This window comes from Roseofilum halophilum BLCC-M91 (assembly GCF_030068445.1).
Taxonomy (GTDB): domain Bacteria; phylum Cyanobacteriota; class Cyanobacteriia; order Cyanobacteriales; family Desertifilaceae; genus Roseofilum; species Roseofilum halophilum.
Genome location: NZ_JAQPOK010000162.1, coordinates 1 through 18,581, shown reverse-complemented (window position 1 = coordinate 18,581; position 18,581 = coordinate 1). Strand labels below are relative to the sequence as shown.

Annotated in this window: 17 protein-coding genes; 9 read left to right on the top strand and 8 right to left on the bottom strand. The window is 46.4% G+C overall.

The genetic code is table 11. The features are described 5' to 3' along the window. Positions 1-163: 163 nt before the first annotated feature. From PJF56_RS20885 to PJF56_RS20875, 3 genes are read left to right on the top strand one after another with little or no spacing between them, the layout of a single operon-like run. Positions 164-637: a type II toxin-antitoxin system VapC family toxin gene (locus PJF56_RS20885; RefSeq protein ID WP_283764652.1), complete on the top strand. Its 474-nt coding sequence runs from the start codon at positions 164-166 to the stop codon at positions 635-637. A 2-nt stretch (positions 638-639) separates the two neighbouring features. Then, positions 640-834, top strand: coding sequence for a hypothetical protein (locus PJF56_RS20880; RefSeq protein WP_283764651.1), 195 nt, complete (start codon positions 640-642; stop codon positions 832-834). Between the two features lie 3 nt (positions 835-837). Beyond that, the gene (locus PJF56_RS20875; protein ID WP_283764650.1) at positions 838-1,104 is read left to right on the top strand and encodes a hypothetical protein; all 267 of its coding nucleotides are present in this window, start codon (positions 838-840) and stop codon (positions 1,102-1,104) included. A 26-nt stretch (positions 1,105-1,130) separates the two neighbouring features. Here the strand turns inward: PJF56_RS20875 and PJF56_RS20870 are convergent, their stop codons facing one another. From PJF56_RS20870 to PJF56_RS20850, 5 genes are all read right to left on the bottom strand, one after another. Next, positions 1,131-1,817, bottom strand: a complete 687-nt coding sequence (locus PJF56_RS20870; RefSeq protein WP_283764649.1) for a Uma2 family endonuclease — start codon at positions 1,815-1,817, stop codon at positions 1,131-1,133. Between the two features lie 58 nt (positions 1,818-1,875). After that, on the bottom strand, positions 1,876-2,622 hold the full coding sequence (locus PJF56_RS20865; RefSeq protein WP_283764648.1) for a Uma2 family endonuclease: 747 nt from the start codon (positions 2,620-2,622) through the stop codon (positions 1,876-1,878). 386 nt (positions 2,623-3,008) lie between these two features. Beyond that, complete coding sequence (locus PJF56_RS20860) at positions 3,009-5,240, bottom strand: APC family permease (RefSeq protein WP_283764647.1); 2,232 nt, start codon at positions 5,238-5,240, stop codon at positions 3,009-3,011. A gap of 301 nt (positions 5,241-5,541) precedes the next feature. Further along, on the bottom strand, positions 5,542-6,717 hold the full coding sequence (locus tag PJF56_RS20855; protein ID WP_283764646.1) for a homocysteine biosynthesis protein: 1,176 nt from the start codon (positions 6,715-6,717) through the stop codon (positions 5,542-5,544). A gap of 2 nt (positions 6,718-6,719) precedes the next feature. Further along, on the bottom strand, positions 6,720-6,887 hold the full coding sequence (locus PJF56_RS20850) for a hypothetical protein (RefSeq protein WP_283764645.1): 168 nt from the start codon (positions 6,885-6,887) through the stop codon (positions 6,720-6,722). Between the two features lie 163 nt (positions 6,888-7,050). On the opposite strand from PJF56_RS20850, the gene PJF56_RS20845 reads away from it, so the two are divergent. The 6 genes from PJF56_RS20845 to PJF56_RS20820 all read left to right on the top strand — a co-directional run bounded on the left by PJF56_RS20845 (position 7,051) and on the right by PJF56_RS20820 (position 16,149). Beyond that, positions 7,051-8,409 carry a hypothetical protein gene (locus PJF56_RS20845; RefSeq protein WP_283764644.1) on the top strand — a complete coding sequence of 453 codons (1,359 nt, stop codon included), beginning with the start codon at positions 7,051-7,053 and terminating at the stop codon, positions 8,407-8,409. A gap of 3 nt (positions 8,410-8,412) precedes the next feature. Then, a complete protein-coding gene (locus tag PJF56_RS20840) occupies positions 8,413-9,735 on the top strand; it encodes a DUF1822 family protein (RefSeq protein WP_283764643.1) in 1,323 nt (440 codons plus the stop codon). A gap of 188 nt (positions 9,736-9,923) precedes the next feature. Next, a complete protein-coding gene (locus PJF56_RS20835; RefSeq protein WP_283764642.1) occupies positions 9,924-10,790 on the top strand; it encodes a PstS family phosphate ABC transporter substrate-binding protein in 867 nt (288 codons plus the stop codon). A 133-nt stretch (positions 10,791-10,923) separates the two neighbouring features. Further along, entirely contained in the window at positions 10,924-12,948 is a 2,025-nt protein-coding gene (locus tag PJF56_RS20830) for a HAMP domain-containing sensor histidine kinase (RefSeq protein ID WP_283764641.1), read from the top strand. Between the two features lie 36 nt (positions 12,949-12,984). Continuing rightward, positions 12,985-15,414 carry a CHASE2 domain-containing protein gene (locus PJF56_RS20825; RefSeq protein WP_283764640.1) on the top strand — a complete coding sequence of 810 codons (2,430 nt, stop codon included), beginning with the start codon at positions 12,985-12,987 and terminating at the stop codon, positions 15,412-15,414. 12 nt (positions 15,415-15,426) lie between these two features. Further along, the gene (locus tag PJF56_RS20820; protein WP_283764639.1) at positions 15,427-16,149 is read left to right on the top strand and encodes a hypothetical protein; all 723 of its coding nucleotides are present in this window, start codon (positions 15,427-15,429) and stop codon (positions 16,147-16,149) included. 13 nt (positions 16,150-16,162) lie between these two features. Here the strand turns inward: PJF56_RS20820 and PJF56_RS20815 are convergent, their stop codons facing one another. From PJF56_RS20815 to pyk, 3 genes are read right to left on the bottom strand one after another with little or no spacing between them, the layout of a single operon-like run. Next, positions 16,163-16,324, bottom strand: coding sequence for an element excision factor XisI family protein (locus PJF56_RS20815; RefSeq protein WP_283764638.1), 162 nt, complete (start codon positions 16,322-16,324; stop codon positions 16,163-16,165). A gap of 34 nt (positions 16,325-16,358) precedes the next feature. Beyond that, the gene (locus PJF56_RS22290; RefSeq protein ID WP_430540901.1) at positions 16,359-16,472 is read right to left on the bottom strand and encodes an element excision factor XisH family protein; all 114 of its coding nucleotides are present in this window, start codon (positions 16,470-16,472) and stop codon (positions 16,359-16,361) included. Between the two features lie 10 nt (positions 16,473-16,482). Continuing rightward, complete coding sequence (pyk, locus tag PJF56_RS20810; protein ID WP_347179601.1) at positions 16,483-18,240, bottom strand: pyruvate kinase; 1,758 nt, start codon at positions 18,238-18,240, stop codon at positions 16,483-16,485. Positions 18,241-18,581 lie beyond the last annotated feature (341 nt).

Here is an 18,581-nt window from a genome sequence, read left to right as displayed (position 1 = left end):
CGATCGGGAATGGGTGAATGTCAGTTCGACAGACTCAGACTAAATTAGAAGCATTGAGTATTCTAGCGTGTTTAGACATCACCGCTAACTTTTGAGCGTACCCCATTCTATCTTTATCTGAAAACTACGTTAAAATAGCAAGAGACTACTGTCCATTTCCTGAATGAGTGAAACCGTTTACATTGAAACAAGTATCTTGGGCTATCTGACGGCTCGACCGAGCAGAGACCTTATCGTTGCGGCTAATAGTGAGATAACTAGAGAATGGTGGGAGACACGCCACAGTTATTTCCAACTCTACTCCTCACTAGCAGTTGTCAAAGAAGCATCAAAAGGCGATCCGAAAATTGCATCTCAAAGACTAGAATTTATGCGTGACTTTACACTACTTGATTTAAACCAGTTAGTGTTTGATTTAGCCGCGCAATTCTTGGAACAGAGCAACCTGCCAACAAAAGCTAATGTTGATGCCGTCCATATGGCAGTTGCAACTATTCACAGTATGGATTATTTGCTTACATGGAATTGCAAGCATATTGCCAATGCTCAAATTCAAAGGAAATTGGCAGAAATCAGTCTAGATTTTGGATACAAGCTACCCATTTGCTGTACACCCTATGAATTACTTGGAGATTAATTATGTATCAAGATCCAATTGTTGAGGAAATCCACAGAATTCGTCAAGAGTATTCTGCCTTATTCAATCACGACCTAAAAGCTATCTTTGCTGATTTGCAAAAGCAGCAAGCAGAAAGTGGTCTAGAAATTGTGGACTTATCAACCAAAAAATCTGACAAACGGCTAGATCCGGTAAGCGAGAAATATCAAGGATAAATAATGCAACATCAAGAATTCCTCAGTGAATTTTTAGCCCTCCCTCCTGAAGCACAAACTCAAGCGATCGGGCTGATAGAGTCTTTGAAAGAGAAGTATAAAGATGCTGAATCTACTTCTTCATCATTGAATGGCGATCTAATGGATGATGAGTTTATTGGCATGTGGCGCGATAATGCGACCCATCGCTACCGCGATCGCCAAGAATTAGGAAGTAGGAGTTGGCTAAGAAATTTGCGCGAGAATGAGTGGTCAAAAGCTGATGAATAGTGCAACGATAATCGATACTGATATCATCATTGACGCTGGTCGCAGTTGGGATCGATTCCCAATTCCCTCAGTTTTTCGGTCAATTGTGCAATCTGTTGCCTTGCTGATAACAATTGCTCCTCTGGAGTTAAATAACGCTCTCCTTGCTCATTATACCAATACAACCATTCTCTAGTGATTCCTTGATAGGTTCCTTCCGCTCTACCGAGTCCTAAATTAAGTTCTGGCAACCAGAATGGTTCTCCTTGGAGATCTTGATATTCTTCTCCTTGCAATTGATAGACTTCTAGTCTAGGCTTCCGTTTCCGTAAAGGGTTATAAATGGCATAATATAAGACTCCAAGTTCGGCATAATCTTCTTTCTTTTTGCTATATTCTTTGCGTGCTGTTTCAGACACTACTTCTAACACGAAAGTAGGCGGTTTTTGTTCTTCCCACAGGACATAGGATAGGCGTAAATTGGAGTCAATTATTCGAGGTACTCCGATGCTCAGAAAGCCATCAGGGACAATAGCGGGTTTTTTCGGATGGTAATAAATTCCCATATCGACTCCAAAAAACCAATCCATTCGTTCTGGCCAAATGAGCGCAAGCATGGCTTTGAGCAGGCCAGGAATTAAATCTTGTAGTTCGTTATCCACGGGAGTCTCGTCAGAGTCGGGGAGGTCTTTAGCCGAAGGGAGGTCAGCTTTAGGATTATAGTAGAGGATCATAGGTTTTCAAGCTAGAAAATGACATTTTGATTGTAGCAATAGTATGGGTTTTTATTCCCTAACCCAAACTACTCGGATCGATTCCCAATTCCCTCAGTTTTTCAGCCAACTTTGCCACTTGCTCCTGAGCTTCACGAGCCTGCTGCTGGGCTTCTAAAGTTTGCCTTTGAGCTTGCAGAGTTTGTTCCTTGGCGGATAACAATTGCTCCTCTGGAGTTAAATAACGCTCGCCTTGCTCATTGTACCAATATAACCATTCTCTGGCGATTCCTTGATAGGTTCCTTCCCCTCTACCGAGTCCTAAATTAATTCCCGGCAACCAAAAGGGTTCTTCTCCTGAGATCTGTTCATATTCTCCTCCTTGCAATTGATAGACTTCTAGCCTCGGTTTTCTTTTTCGCAAGGGGTTATAAATGGCATAATATGAAATTCCCAATTGGGCATATTCTGCTTTCTTTTCGGTATATTCTTTCCGTCGGGTTTGAGAGACCACTTCTAACACGAAAGTAGGCGGTTTTTGTTCTTCCCAGAGGACATAGGAGAGGCGTAAATTGGAGTCAATTATTCGAGGTACTCCGATGCTCAGAAAGCCATCGGGGACAATAGCGGGTTTCTCAGGATGGTGATAAATCCCCATATCGACTCCAAAAAACCAATCCATTCGTTCTGGCCAAATGAGCGCAAGCATGGCTTTGAGCAGGCCAGGAATTAAATCTTGTAGTTCGTTATCCACGGGAGTCTCGTCGGAGTCGGGGAGGTCTTTCGCCGAGGGTAGGTCAGCTTTAGGATTATAGTAGAGTATCATGGGTTTTCCAGTGACGGGATGGTGCTTTGATTGTAGCAATAGTGGGGTCTGAGAGAAGTGCGAGCATCTTGCTCGCTTGTTCTTTCTAGCGAGCGAGACGCTCGCACTCCCTAAAATTTAATGCAACAAATTAGAGTGGTCGGGGAAATATAGCGCTGCGCTCTATAGTGTTTACAAATACTGGAAAATGGCATCTTGCCCGCTTGTTCGATATCAAAGCTATAGCAAGGCGCGATCCCATTCTGCGACCTGACTACCAATTACCCATTACCTCTTATCCTATTACCGCGCGTTTCATGTCTGCGAAGCAGAAAGCGCTATAATTTCTCACTGATTCAAGCTACTGGGATCGATTCCCAATTCCCTCAGTTTTTCAGGTTTTGATCTTAATTTTCGGTCAACACCTCTTCAAAATCGAAATCGGGAGCCGCTAATACATAGACCAACGTGGGCAGATTAGCGGTTTTATCATGCAAGGTTTCATAATACTGGGTGTATTGGTGAGGCGGAATTAAATCCGGTTTCGCCAGTCCCAAGAAGATTAAGTCGGCATTTTGGGAGCTTTCGTGGAGGATATCTTCAAATAAACGGCCTTCAGATACAATCACTTGGGCGATCGCCCCCAAACGCAATTGACCCATAAACTGTTCCAGATTCAGCCGGGCTGATTCGGCTGCCGCTTCATCCGTCACAATAATTTTGACAAAAATTTGCGCCTGATGCCAATCGATATCGGTACGCAACAGATAAGCCAACAACAGCATTAATCCGCCATTGGCCTGCATTCCCCGCCACCAAATATCAATCCGCCGCCGCGTCCCAAATCCTCGTTCTGCGTTTTCCCGAAACACAATCACGCTGCGTTTGGCTTGGTGTAATTGGGCAATCATTTCACAATATTGATCCCGTCGTTCCGGTGATTCACTATCGCCCAACAACACCGTATTGGGAACTAACGGCCCTAAGCCATAGGTTTCCACTAAGCGCACAGCCCCCTCAAAGGGATCGGGAGCTGTAATCACTCTTACTAAGGCTTGTACCCCTCGTTTTTCCACATATTCGCGAATCATAATCTCTAATTCCCCTTGCTGGGAGAGATCTCGCGATCCTTCTGGAAGCACGCTCGAAATGGTAATTAAGCCTCGGTTATGGGTCAGGCTATCAGCCAACTCAATCAGGGGCCAGCGTTTGCGGGGAATTCCAGATAAGACCAATAAATGGGGCCGCCAGTTTTTGGGGTCTTCTGCATGATCGAGTTGGAGGAGTCCCTCGCGCAGAATGGCCATCCAAAGGCCTCGCCGAGTATCTCCCCAAGTGGCTTCGAGTTCCCGCCGTTGTAACCAGAGGAAAATGCCCAGAACAATAATTGCTGCCATCACGGTCGCTAGGGCATCGATGAGGAACATGACGGCTAAACAGCCGATCGCCCCTAAAATGGAGAGATACCAGGGAACTTGAAAGGCAGGACGATAGGAGGGACTTTGCAAAAAGGCTTCGATACCCGCCGCAATATTGAGAACCATGTAGGTGGTGAGGAAAAACATGGTCAGAATGGGAGCGATCAGATCCAATTCCCCTAAAGAGACTAAGGCTACGGCTAACCCCAAGGTAATAATAGTGCCGATCCGGGGTTCATCCTCTCGACCGCTTCCCGTTCCCAAAAAGCTTAACCATTCGGGAAGTACCCCATCTCTGGCTAAGGCTTGCAAGACCCTAGGTGCGCCTAAAATACTGCCCAAGGCACTCGATAGGGTGGCTCCCCAAACCCCTAACAAGATGGCTGGCCCCCACCAGGACAACTGTTGCATAATCAGACGATCGGCAATTAAACTGGCTGCATCCGATCGCAGGGACAAGACGACCGGCAAAATCATATAGATGACATATCCAGTCACCACGGCAGCTAGAGTGCCATCGGGAATCGAGCGGACTGGGTTTTTCAAGTCGCCGGACATGCTCACCCCAGACATGATCCCAGTAACTGCGGGAAAGAAGACGGCAAACACTGTCCAAAAGGGAGCGCTGCTTTCTGGAGGCGCTCCCCATAATCCCATGGGGGTGACATCGGGCAGCCCTGAACCCCAGGCAAAGGAGGCTAGGGATAATAAGATTGCCCCCATAATGAAATATTGGGCTTTGATGGCAATGCTGGCGGAGGTGAGGGCCATAACTCCGACCAAAATTGTGGTGATAATGCCCACATAGAGTTGATTCAGAAATGGAAAGGTTTTGGCTACACTTTCGGCAAAACCGATGGTATAGAGGGCAATGGAAAGACTCTGGGCAAAATATAAGGGAATGCCTACTGCTCCCCCGGTTTCAATGCCTAGGGAGCGACTAATCATATAGTATGCGCCGCCTGTGCGGACGACGCGATCGGTGGAGATGGCGGAGATCGATAGGGCTGTGAGGAAGGTAATGGAGGTAGCTAGGGTAACGATCGCCAGGGTAGACAATAATCCCACACTGCCCACCACCCATCCAAACCGGAGATACATGATTACCCCTAGGATGGTCAAAATCGAAGGGGTGTAGACTCCACCAAAGGTTCCCAAGCCCGTTTTTACTGGCTCTTCTGAGGCAGATATCTGTGAAACTTCGGCACTGGTTTTTTTCATAAAGGGAATAGGGAATAGGGAATAGGGAACAGGGAATAGGGAACAGGGAATAGGGAACAGGGAATAGGGAACAGGGAATAGGGAATAGGGAACAGGGAATAGGGAATAGGGAACAGGGAATTTCTCCGCGTCCCCGTGTCTCCGCGTCTCCGCGTCTCCGCGTCCCCGTGTCTCCGCGTCTCCGCGTCTCCGCGTCCCCGTGTCCCCGTGTCCCCCCGTCCCCGTGTCTCCGCGTCTCCGCGTCCCCGTGTCTCCGCGTCTCCGCGTCTCCGCGTCCCCCCATCCCCCATCCCCCATCTCCCTAATTAATCGATTCCATAAGCCGATCTTGGGGGAGGAAGGAGCGATCGCTAGAAATCGGTGCTACGGGTTCGGTGAGGGTAAATTGGCCGCTATCAATCCAGTTTTTCAGGGCGATCGCCACTTGGCGCGATCGTTGGAGACTGGCTAAGGGAGCAGTGCGTACCGGTGTCCCTTCGATGGTAATTTTACCACTTTTGAGTTGGGCATAACTAACTAACCCAAAAGTGGGGCGGTTGCGTCGGGGAATGGAGAAATCCACAATGGGAGCGACCAGGTTTTGGTCTTGCACGGCGCAGCATTTGACCACTTCTTCATTCAACACTGGAAAGGGAATTCCCACGCCTAACATCAGGGAGGGGCCATAATTTTTGAAGTAACAGCCTCTTACCCATTCTCGACTCATCTGTTTGGCATCTCCGATCAGGGAGAGAGTGGCAGCAGGGCCAATGGGGGTACGGTTAGGAAGGCGTTTTTGTCGGGGAAAGTGTTGGGTTCCTTCCCAGCTAATATAGCCGATCGCACCTCCGATAAAAATCCTCGTGCCAATGCCAATCCAGCTTAAGTCTGGGTCGTTGAGCAGGGGAGAGAGGGCCCCGGTATTGGCATATACGGCGTTACCGAGACGGGGCAGTAGGGGCCCTAGGTAGGTATAGAGGGTGCGATCGCCCCCATTGACTCCGACGATAAAGTTTTGGTACAGATTGCGAGGATTATAGAGATAAAATTGGTTAATGGTTTCCTTGCTAATGGTCGTTTCAAAGGATTCTCTAGGGTAGCAATCTGTACCTTGTCCCAGGGCCCGTAGGGGTAAGGATTTTCCAGCAATTAAATCTTCGATCACCTGGCCGCCCCCCCGATCTTTGAGGGTTTCGCCTTCTCGTGTTTCTGCCATTTGAGTTGCACCCAAATAGAGGTCTACCGCTCCAAATCCAGAGTAGGCAGGCACGCCATCAATCCAGCATTGACGGATTTTCATGGGTGGATCGGTTTGTCCCAAGTTGACGATCGCTCCGGAGGATTCCATGGTCTCAAAAGTTCCCGTGGTAATCACATCGACCTGTTTAGCCACTTCAGAAACCGTACTTTCTGCCACTCTAGCTTTCAGTTCTTCTACGGTAACGACCACCGCTTCTTGGCGGCGAATTTTATCATTGATTTCGGCAACGGTACGCATGATCAAGAGATATCCAGAATAGCGATCGAGGGGGCATACTGGCTAGAGAGGGGAGGGGCGGGAACCATTTCTCCTCGGAAGTCAAGCAGTTGTACCATAATCAGGTAGGCGATCGCCAAAAGTAAGGAAATAGCTCCCGTGAGAATCGCCACAAATTTAGAACGGTTCATAAAGATAGAAAGGGAAGAGGGTAGGCGAACTATGAAAATGATATAACATAACCTTTCAAACCTTGCAGATAAAACCTGACAAGATCAATCATTCATAGAGGATCGTTAATAATGGACAAGAACCCTCTTGTTGGTTAGAGGAAAACCTGGTTGGATGAGACCGATGAGTAATGTATCCCCCTACTGGATTTGGGTAAGAGTGAATGCGTTTGGTACAGGGCAACGGGTTGAAGACGAGATTGCTCATGATTTTTTTCAGGATCGGTTTTCGGCTCTGCTCTCACAAACTCCTTTTCCTCACCCACAGATCCAACAGCAACTTCACCAATGGAATCGGGATTCAGACCCGTCTGTAAGCCCTGCCGAGCGGTGTTTGCGCTGTTTTATTTCTAATCAGATCAAACAGGTTTGTGTGGACTTAGAGCAGCGTTTTGGGGCGACTCATGATTTTACCCATCGGGAACTGTTGCCGTTTGTTCTCTCTGAGTCTCCGAGTCCGGTTTTTCATGGCTCTAATCCGGGTTTAGTCGATCGCATCTTAGAAACGTTTGATCCCAGTAAAAGCACGCTTTCGGCTTGGAGTGCGAGGTTATTTAAGAGCGATCGCCTAGTGAAGCGTTTTCTGCTCGATCGTGGCATTGAACAAGTCACAGATTGGTTGATTCTTAACCGCACATCTTTGGGAAAACTGACGGCAGTTTTACAGCAACAACAGGCAACACAGCAGGAGATCCAAGAAGCAACGGAGCTGTTAGAGCAGTATCACCAAGTGTATCGAAAAGACTTGTTACAACAGCGCTCTGAGGGCACGAAGCGCCGCTTTCCAGAGCCAACAGATGCTCAATTGGAGGAAATTGCGGCTGCGCTGAAGCTCTCACCCCAACAAGTCTTAAAGCAGCTCAAATATTTAGCCGGAGTCATGCGGGTAGCGCGGATTCAAGCTAGGGGTGGGATTCTACCCCCTTCTGTGCAACTGCCAACTCTAGAATTAACTCCTCCGGTCGATCCTCCAGAGCAGTCAGAATTCCTCGATCGCTATTATCAAGAATTTCAAGAAGCCTTGCAAGGGGCGATCGCCCAAGTGATTAACACTCGCTTACAAAGCTATGACACTGGAAAAACCGAAAAACAAAGGCTCAAAACCAAACAAAAACAAGCGCTCTTTCTAAACGGGTTGTACTTGTTCCACTGTCAGGGAATATCCATGGGTGAGATTGCCCAACAGTTAGAGTTAGGAGATCAACCCAGAGTGAGTCGCCTACTTCAGCTTAAACGACTGCGGGCCGATATTGGTCGATGGACGTTACAGTTACTCGGCGATCGCGTTTTCAACCTCGCTCAAGCTTATGTCGATCCCGAACACTTGTCTCAAGTGGCGGCTAAAATTTACGCCATTTTAGATGAACAAGTGCAATCAACCTTAGACGAAGCCATCCGAGAAGCCAGTTGTAACCAACGTCCGACAGTTCCCAGTCAACTTACCCAGTCTATTTGTCACTATGTTAAAACTCAATTGGAGTGAACTATGACCAACTCTACCCTTTCTCCCCTGGACTTTTCCGATCGCTCGGTTGAACTTTCCCCCAGTTTGGAGCCGTTTGTGCTGACGGAAACAGACGATGAAGCGGCTAAACCCTTTGCTGACAACTGGTCAAATTATACTCAAGCTTTGGCCATTCTGGGCTTTTATGGTTGGTTAGGCGATCGCGAACCCACCTTAGCCTTAGATCCCGATCCCCTGCGCGTGCTGAATCGCCTCTATAGTCAGCATCTCAACGCCATCTTTCATCTACCCGTTAATGGGTTTAAGGTTTGTCTTTTGCCCACGATATCCTGGAGTGAGGAGGAAGTTGCCGTGCCCAGAGTGGCCGTTGAGTTAGCGGAGTTTACGGATCAACTGTATATTATTGTTAGCTTAGATGAAGACTTAGAGGCGATCGCCATTCGCGGATTTCTCAACTTCCCCCAACTAACTGCCCGAACCGCCCAAATTCACCCCAGTCCAGATTGGAATTATTATCTCCCCATTGCCCAATTCCATCCCAATTTAGATGACCTCCTCTTAACCCTACAATGTTTATCTCCAGCAGCCATTAAAACCCTAGAAACACCACTAGATCCTTCGACCTTACATTCCTATAAACCACACTTACAAGAGCATCTACCTCAAATTAAACATCGTCCCCTCTGGCAAATTTTAACCTGGGAAGAAAGCATAGCGCTCTGGCTCTATCCCGAATTACTGCAATGGTTAGAACCCAAACCTGAAGAACAACCAGAAACCCTAAACAAATACCTCGGCGACCTTCTCACCCTACTCATTCAACCCGCCATTGATGTCACCAAATGGCTGCAAAATGAAGTAGAAGACCTACAAAACCAGGGACATGAGGGGGGATGGCAACTCATTCCCGCCACCGCCTTCCGTCGCCATTTACCCCTCTCTCCAGCCACAGATTTAAGCACCTTGCTCACCCAAATTTATCAAGAAACAGGCGTGAGCGTCCCTTCAGATGCCGGTCGTGCTTATCAGGATTTAAACTTAGGATTAGGAGTCAGACTCTATGCCATTACCTGGTGTTTATCCTACGAAGACAGTTGGACTTTATTATTGATTTTAGGCAGTAGTTCCAGACAACCCTTAAACTCAGACCTCGGTTGGCGAATTAGCGACCAAACCGGTATTTTAGTCGAAGAGAAAGTGAACCTCGATCATCCCAGTACCTATCTGTTTACCCAAGTGATTGGAACCTATGACGAGAAATTTGTGGTAACCTTATTCTCATCCCTAGGAACAGCGATTAGCTTGCCTCCGTTTGCCTTCCCTTGGGGAAAAGTCTCCCTATAGCAAACCTAAATGAGTTGTGTAATAACTGCCCCTCATCCCCCTGCCCCCTTCTCCCGCAGGAGAAGGGGGAAAAGTCCCTCTCGGAGTGGGAGAGGGATATAGGGAGAGGGCATTTCCCGTTGTACAACTCATTTAGACTAGCTATAGATCACCCCTGTTAGTCATCAGTCACGCCATGGATATAGGGTATGCAGCTCAAGAGCGTTAAGATCGGATGGATCGGCATCATCGTTGGAGCCATGTTAATGAGCTGTACGGCTAATGTCCCTGATGGCGATCGCCCTTTATCTTCCCAGAGTACCATCAAAATCGGGGGGTCTTCCGAAGCCTATCCCCTTTTAGAACTCTTGGCAGACGCTTACGAGCAACAGCAAGACAATGTTGAAATTGTCTTTATGCCCAGTAGTCAAAGTCGTGGCGGACTCAGTAGCCTGCGAGATAATGTAATTGATATTGGAGCAATTAGTAGACCTCTAACCCCCGCAGAAAAAAAAGAAGCCCTTCAGTATCTGCCCTTGGTTCGCAATCCATTAGTCTTGATTGTCAATCAACAGGTAAAAGACCTCAACAACTTAAGCAGTGATGCCATTAAACAGATCTACAGTGGTCTAATTACCAATTGGAAACAATTGGGCAGTGTAGACGGCGAAATTGTAATTATCGATATCCCCGAAGACGAAACCGACAAACAACTGTTACGAAAACATTATTTAGGACAAGACCTGAAAATAAAACCCCAAGCCATCTTATTTGAAGAGGATGAGGAAGTCTTAGAAGGAGTCGCCATTATACCTTACAGCATTGGTGTCATTGCCCAATCCCAAAAACTGAAAGAATTTCCCGTCACAATTCTCACGCTGGATCGGATTGCTCCCACTATAGATAATATTCAGAATGGCAACTATAAGATGATTCAAATCATTGGGATTGTTTTCCCAGATCGAGTCCAACCAGCAACTGAAGATTTTATTAATTTTATATCGACTCCAGAAGCTCAAGAAATCTTGAAATCTAATGGATATGTGTTCTTTAACGCTGAATCTCAATCCCCATAGGAAATTGTGCAGGAGGCAACCCAATGGAAGGCTTTAAGTATAAACGTATTGATTACCGATAGAAAAGAAAGATCAGTAGCGCTATACTGATAACTAGAGTCACCCTCAAATCTCCCAACTCCCCCTTTTTGCAATGATTGCCAGTGAAAACCCCTCCAACTTTTGGACAAAAAATTTACTGTTTAGAACGTACTCAAAGTTACCGTTACAGCAGAAAATCAGTGTTCCATTTGTTTGTGTCTTCCTAGGATTATGGATTTTGGGGACAGTTGGTATTGGTTATTACTTTTTAAAACACTTAGAAAAAAGGCAACTGGCAGAACTGCAAAGTGTATCAGCATTGATGCTACAGCAATTCCACAATGAAACTGAAAAATTGCGTTTAAATACCAAACTTGCTGTCGAATCAGAAAAAGTGCGTCAAGGAGTTGAAGATGCTAACACAACCATATTGCTACAACATTTATTACCCTTAAAGCTTTTATTAGAACTCGATCTCGTTCAAGTTATTGATGTTGGAGGGAAATCATTAGTTAATTTAAAACTTAATAGTCTTAGCGACTCTAAAATTAACAATGAAATGCCGGTTTCACAGTCCATGAATGGAGTCAGCATTTCCACAATAATAAATGCAGAAAACGAAAATGAAAACGAAAACGATCGATCGATTTTAATTAGCACTGCCCCGATCAAATCTAATCAAGGAATAATTGGTGGAGTGATTATTGGGCGTGTGATGAATTATAATTTTTTAAATGGTTTGACTGAACAAATCAATGAATCAATAGTTGTCTTCCAAAACAATAAAATTATTGCTTCTAGTTTATTAGGAGCTGAAAATTTTGTCTGGCTCCCTCCTTCGGAAAACTCCGTAAATAATTTTCATCAGTCGATCGTAAAAATTGGCGATCGCTCTTACCTAGGGAGGACAGTTCCTATCTCAGGAATTAATCAGTCTCAATTACAATTGGTCATTCTTGCTCCTCTAGATTCTTTAGAAAAAGCTAAACGAAATTTTTTAATTGGACTGGTTGTATTTTGTTTGGTAGGATCGGTGATTGCCATACTTGTGGGTTATTTTGTTTCTAGCTTAATAGCTCTTCGGATTCGCTCAGTCACGAAAGCAACTGAACAATTGGCTAATGATGATTTATGGGTTAAGTTACCTGTGCTTTATAATGATGAGTTAGACCGGTTGTCTAAGTCCTTTAATCGTATGGCAAAAAAATTAAAAAATAGGGATGAGGCGTTAAAAATAAAAGTAGAAGAGTTGGAAGAGACGTTAGAAAAACTTTACTTGACTGAATCTCAACTCATCCAGTCAGAAAAAATGTCGAGTTTAGGGCAAATGGTGGCGGGTATTGCCCATGAGTTTAACAATCCAGTCAATTTTATTTATGCGAATATTGAACCGGCGATTCATTATGTGGATGACTTGTTATACTTGATTGATATCTATCAAAAAGAATATCCAAGTCAAACGGATAATATTGCCGCAGCTTTGTCTGATATAGATTTTGATTTTTTAGCTCAAGATTTCCTACATTTATTAACTTCAATTAAGGCAGGAGCAGAACGAATCAGTGTAATTGTTCGAGGACTCAGAACGTTTTCTCGGTTGGATGAAACAGGGATCAAAAAAGTCAATCTTCATGAAAATATAGAATCAACTTTGTTGATTTTACAACATAAGATGCAAGAGCAGATTCAAGAAGGTAAAATTCTAAAAAGAGAAATTTATCTTGTTGAAAACTATGCGGATTTGCCTTGGATTATCTGCGATCCGAGTCAATTAAATCAGGTGTTTTTAAGCTTGATTGATAATGCGATTTATGCGTTGGATGAGTTAAGACAGGATACGGAGAATGCTAAACTTCCGCAAATTGTGTTAAAAACAGAATGTGGCGATCGCTCTTCAGTCAAAATCACTATTTCGGATAATGGGTGTGGCATGAGTGAGGAGGTTAAGAACAAGATTTTTGATCCCTTTTTTACGACTAAGCCAGTAGGGAGTGGAACGGGTTTGGGCTTGTCGATCAGTTATTCTATTATTGTGGATCGCTGTGGAGGAAAATTGAAGTGTCATTCAATTCCAGGAGAGGGAACTGAGTTTATTATTGAGCTACCCCTAGAGGGAAGCGGAGGGAGTAATTGTTAATTGTTAATTGTTAATTGTTAATTGTTAATTGAATTCATGTTTTCCCAAGTCTATAAACTGCGCGTCCGACAAGTGAACCAAGTTTGTGACTTTGAGCTGACTTGGGGAGAAGGACAAACTCTATCGACGGAATTACCTTATCCGGCGAATTTGTCCGAGAGTTATCAACGATGGCAAGAAACTTATTTACAGTTTTATCGGCAATTGCGGGGCAAGGTTGTTAAGCGGGGACAGGTGTCTAAACCGTCGGAAGATTGGCGCTCTTTGTTGGTACAAGCGGAGGCGGAATTACTGGATCAATTTCATTATTGGTTGCTCTCTCCGGAGTTAGTCGCGATTCGCCGACAGTTGGCAACGACGGCGGTGAAGTGTTCTCAACCCCTGATGGTATGCTTGACTTGTACGCCCTTAGATTTGGCGAGGTTGCCTTGGGAAACGTGGGAAATTGGTACGGATTTAGGGGCAGCTAATTCGATTTGTTTGGTGCGAACTCCGGGAAATATTGCCCATGAACCGGTTTATCCTCGGCGCAGAAAAGCGAGGGTATTGGCGATTTTAGGGGATGATACGGGATTGGAATTTGAAGGCGATCGCACGGCGGTTACTTCCCTGTCTCGACTGGCTACGGTGGAGTTTGTGGGATGGACGGGAAAAGAGGATATTCAGCACCTCAAACATGAGATTTGTCAGGCGATCGCCGATCCACGGGGATGGGATGTTCTCTTTTTTGCTGGACATAGCAACGAAACTGCCTTAACTGGCGGGGAATTGGCGATCGCCCCAGGGGTTTCCCTCTCCATTCACGACATCAGCGAATCCCTGCATCTGGCAAAAACTAGAGGCTTACAATTTGCCATTTTCAACTCCTGTAGCGGTTTGGCGATCGCCCAATCCCTGATCAACCTGGGCTTAAATCAAGTTGCCGTCATGCGCGAACCTATTCACAACCGCGTCGCCCAAGAATTCCTGCTCCAATTTATCAAACACCTCACCCAATTTGACACCGTTTATCAAGCCTTATTCCAAGCCTCCCACTACCTCAAACAACAGGAAAAACGCCTCACCTATCCCAGCGCCTACCTCGTTCCCTCCCTCTTCACCCACCCAGAAGCAGAACTCTTTCACCTTCAACCCTTTGGCTGGCAAGAACACCTGAAACAATGGATACCCAACCGATGGGAAACTGCTACATTAGCCACCTTTACCACCCTCAGTTGTCTCTTTCCCCTGCAAACTTGGCTCCTGAATCAGCGCATGGGAATACAAGCACGCTATCGTCACCTCACCCAACAAATCGAACCCACTCCCAACCCATCCGTGGTATTGATCCAAATCGACAATCAATCGATCGCTAAAGCCGGAATTTCTAGCCCAGTTCCCATGAATCGCACCTATCTCGCACAACTGATCGAGCGACTGACGGAACTCAACGTCAACGTTATTGGTATCGATTATCTCCTCGATCGCCCCCATCAGAACCTAGGCAATGGCAGCAGCGACACCATCTTGTCTCAAACCCTACAAACTGCCGTTCAAGATCGGCAAACTTGGTTTACCTTCGTCAGCAAACGCGATCCGCGCCAAGGCTGGATCGGTGTCTTGCCTGAAATAGCCGATCCCAATTGGAGTTTACAGGGACGACTCAACATCTTTAAACAGGGCTACATGCAATTGCATATTCCCCAAACTCCCGCTATTCCCTTGCCCTTTTCCTATCTCCTGGCTCTCTCCCATTCTTTCACGATCTATGGCGATCGCAACCCACCCCAACCCGATCTCAACAGTCAGCAAAACTTCGAGCAACAAATTTTATCCTATCTGTCTCAGTACCCCAATCCCCTCCCCGCAACTGCCCAAACTTCCCCTATTACTGCATTTTCCTATCCTCTCAAGCAAATGTGGTTACATCCGATTATTGATTACTCTCTCCCCCCTTCCCAAGTCTATTCCTGTCTTACGGCTTGGCAGCTTTTAGAACAATCTGACTACGGGCAAAATCGGGACGATCATTATTGTCAACCTCCCCCCACCCCAGAAACCCTAGCTGATGCCGTCGTGATTATTGCGCCGGGAGGCTATGATGAAGCGGGAATTACCCCCGGTGGTGATAATCTTAGCCCTCCTCCGGCTGCGTTTGAATATTGGACAAACCAGAATTTGCTCACGGGAGGAGAGGTACATGGGTATATGCTCGATCATCTGCTGAAAAATCGGTTAGTGGTTCCCATTCCCGATCTGTGGGTGACTCTGATGGCTGCTGTGTTGGCGAAAGGACTCACGTTAATGGTGGGTTTGACTCGTTATCGTGTTCGTCGAACGGCGATCGCCCTCTCCATCGGAACAATCGTTTACGGATTGCTCTCACTACAAGCATATGTTTCCCTGGCAATCCTCTTACCCTGGTTTTTTCCTACAATCATGGTATGGGGATTTGTCCTCTCACAGACTATCCACAACCGAGAATAAGGAATACTCGTCATGGCTACAATGGTGCAATACGCTCGCATGGGTTTACTGAGCTTGATCGGTGCTGGACTCATGGTAACCCATGGGATGGCCAGTTCCGCCCAAAGCCCAGAGATTACAGAAAAACTGCGTAACTTGATCGAATTAAATCCCCCCGCAGATGAAGGAGAAGGGGGATCGCGATCGGGTAGTGGCGTTGAGTTAATTTGTGCCATTTCTCCTACCCGCGATACCGATTTAGAAGTCCTAACATGGTTAGAACCAGAAGTGATTTGGAGCGATCGCCCCCTCTTCCTTTGGCATCCCAAAACCGACGATCTCGTGATTCAATCCATTCAAGTTTTACGAGACGATACCGAAGAAATCATCTGGGAATCTGCCATTCCTGCGGCTCAAAACTTTATCATTTATCCCCCCGATGCTCCCCCCCTGCAACCCGGAGTTGCCTATATTTGGCAAGTCGTGAGCGATCGTCCCTACATGCAAGCCACCTTTCAAATTTTAGACGGTGCAGAACGGCTATCGATTGACAACCAAGTGCAAGCCATTTCCACCCAACTAACTCGCGAAGGCGCAACCCCTACCGATATTGCGCTCACTCAAGCCCTTTATCTGGGAGAACAAGAGCTTGTATCCGATATGCTCAAATATATTTACGCTGTTGATCAGCCCTCAGAATCCGTTCAAAGTCTTCAAAATCAGATTGTCACTCAATTTTGCCCCTCAGACTCTTAGGAACATCACCGTTTCAAGAACTATTCCAACCCACATCTAACAACAGATAATGATCTCGTTCCTTATCCAAAATGATTTCCGAAAAAACATCTTTTTCTTGACGAGAAGTATTATAGTGGTGTAATTCTTCCAATATTTGAATGACTGCACTGCGTAAATGTTCTAAGGTAGCCATTGTTGAATTACCTCCTCCTCTGGATTGTAAATCATTAAATATAGGTTGTTGTATTTCCCCACTTCAAAAACAACGGGTCGTCAGTCACCGTCCAGCCTTCTTTTTCCAATCCCCTCTTAACTTGTTCGTGAAAAATATCCTTTGCCATCTCAGGTTAATTACATTCTTGATGACCCAGAATAGACTAAACCCCGCCCCATATCCAACGTCACAAACTCTCCATCGCGGATCACCTCTGTCGCTCGATCGACCCCCACAATTACCGGAATGCCTAAGCGCAAGCCAATAATCGCCGCATGGGATGTGGTGCTATCTATTTCCACAATAATTCCCCCCGCTTTCCGAATCGCTTCAATAAAATCAGCTCCCGTTTCTGGGGCAACTAAGATATCACCGGGATGAAAATGGGTCGCCTCTAACCCATTATGGGCAATTCTGGCTCGACCGCTAACTAAGCCTTGGCCAATACCCGTTCCTTTGCCTAATACCGCCGTCACAATTTGCACTTTTATTAAATCCGTTGAACCCGATACTCCGGTTAACGTTCCTGCTGTCATCACCACTAAATCGCCTTCCTGGAGTAAATGTTGCTCTTGAGCGGCATTAATCGCCGCTTCAAAAGTCTGATTCATGGAGGGTAAATCCAGAACGAGGAGGGTGTCTACTCCCCAAACCAACTGCAAACGCCGGGCCACAGACACTTGTGGGGTAATCGCTAAAATGGGAGCGATGGGCCGAAACTTAGATACATTGCGGGCCGTTGCCCCACTTTTTGTGAGGGTCATAATAGCCCCGGCATTGAGCTGTTCGGCAATGCGGCTGACCCCTTGGGAAATGGCGCTGGGAATGGACTGACGACCATTGGTATCCGCGTTACGGGTATGGGGTTCTTGTTCGATCCGTTGGGCAATGCGGGACATAGTAGCTACGGCTTCCACGGGGAATTTACCGACGGCGGTTTCGTTGGAGAGCATCACCGCATCGGTTCCATCGAGGATGGCGTTGGCCACATCGGAAATTTCTGCACGGGTGGCGCGGGGAGAGTTGACCATACTATCGAGCATTTGGGTGGCGGTGATCACGGGAATACCAAGACGATTAGCGGTGGCGATCAGCCGTTTTTGAAGCATGGGCACGTCTTCGGCAGGGACTTCTACTCCCAGATCTCCGCGAGCGACCATGGCTCCATCAGATAGGCTCAGAATTGCGTCCATTTGTTCGATCGCCTCGTGTTTTTCGATTTTGACGATCACCGGCACTTGTTTGCCCGCATTGGAGATGATTTCCTTAATTTCGAGAACGTCTTGGGGGTTACGGACAAAGGAGAGGGCGATCCAGTCTACGCCCTGATCTAAACCAAAAGCGAGATCGACTCGGTCTTTATCAGTTAAGGCTTTAACGGAGAGATAGACCCCCGGAAAGTTAACCCCTTTGTTGTTGGAGAGAGTTCCCGGAACGATCACCCGACAGTGGAGTTGATGAGTATTGCGATCGATCTTTTCGACTTTCATCTCTACCCGACCATCATCGAGGAGAATGGTTGACCCAACGGGGACTTCTTCGGCCAGGCGATCGTAGCTGACAAAACTAATCTCTTGTGTTCCCAACATGCGATCGCTCGTCAGGGTGAACATATCTCCCCTTTTCAGCACCACCGACCCTTGCTCGAATTTCCCCAACCGAATTTTCGGCCCCTGTAAGTCCTGTAAAATGCCCACCGGCTGATTCAGCTCAAAGGAGACTTGACGGATCAGACGGATATTGCGCTGATGATCTTCGTGGCTGCCGTGGGAAAAATTCAGTCTGAGGGTGGTTGCTCCTGCTAAAATCAACTGGCGAAGCACATCTGCACTGCTGGTAGCTGGGCCAATGGTAGCAACAATCTTGGTTCGACGGGGAGAATACTGCGATCGCATGGAATCTTTATCAACGATGAAGTCGTTGTTCATTGTACCGAGCAACCTAGGCCAATGGATCATTTCAATTGGGATAACTACCGGGCAAGATGCCTACACTCCCTCAATCGGTTGATATTACTGGAGTGGGAGCATCTTGCTCCCTAGGTTTTTAATTTAGGTTTTTAATTTCGGACGCAGTCCGAAACAAGCGGATTTGATATACAGCGCTTCGCGCGGTAATGGGTAATGGGTAATTGGTAATGGGAAAACCATTTTTCACGCTATAATCCCCATTTTTCAGGCTTTTCATGGGAAGGCACTCAACCCTTAAAATTTCGATAACTGTACCTCATAACATC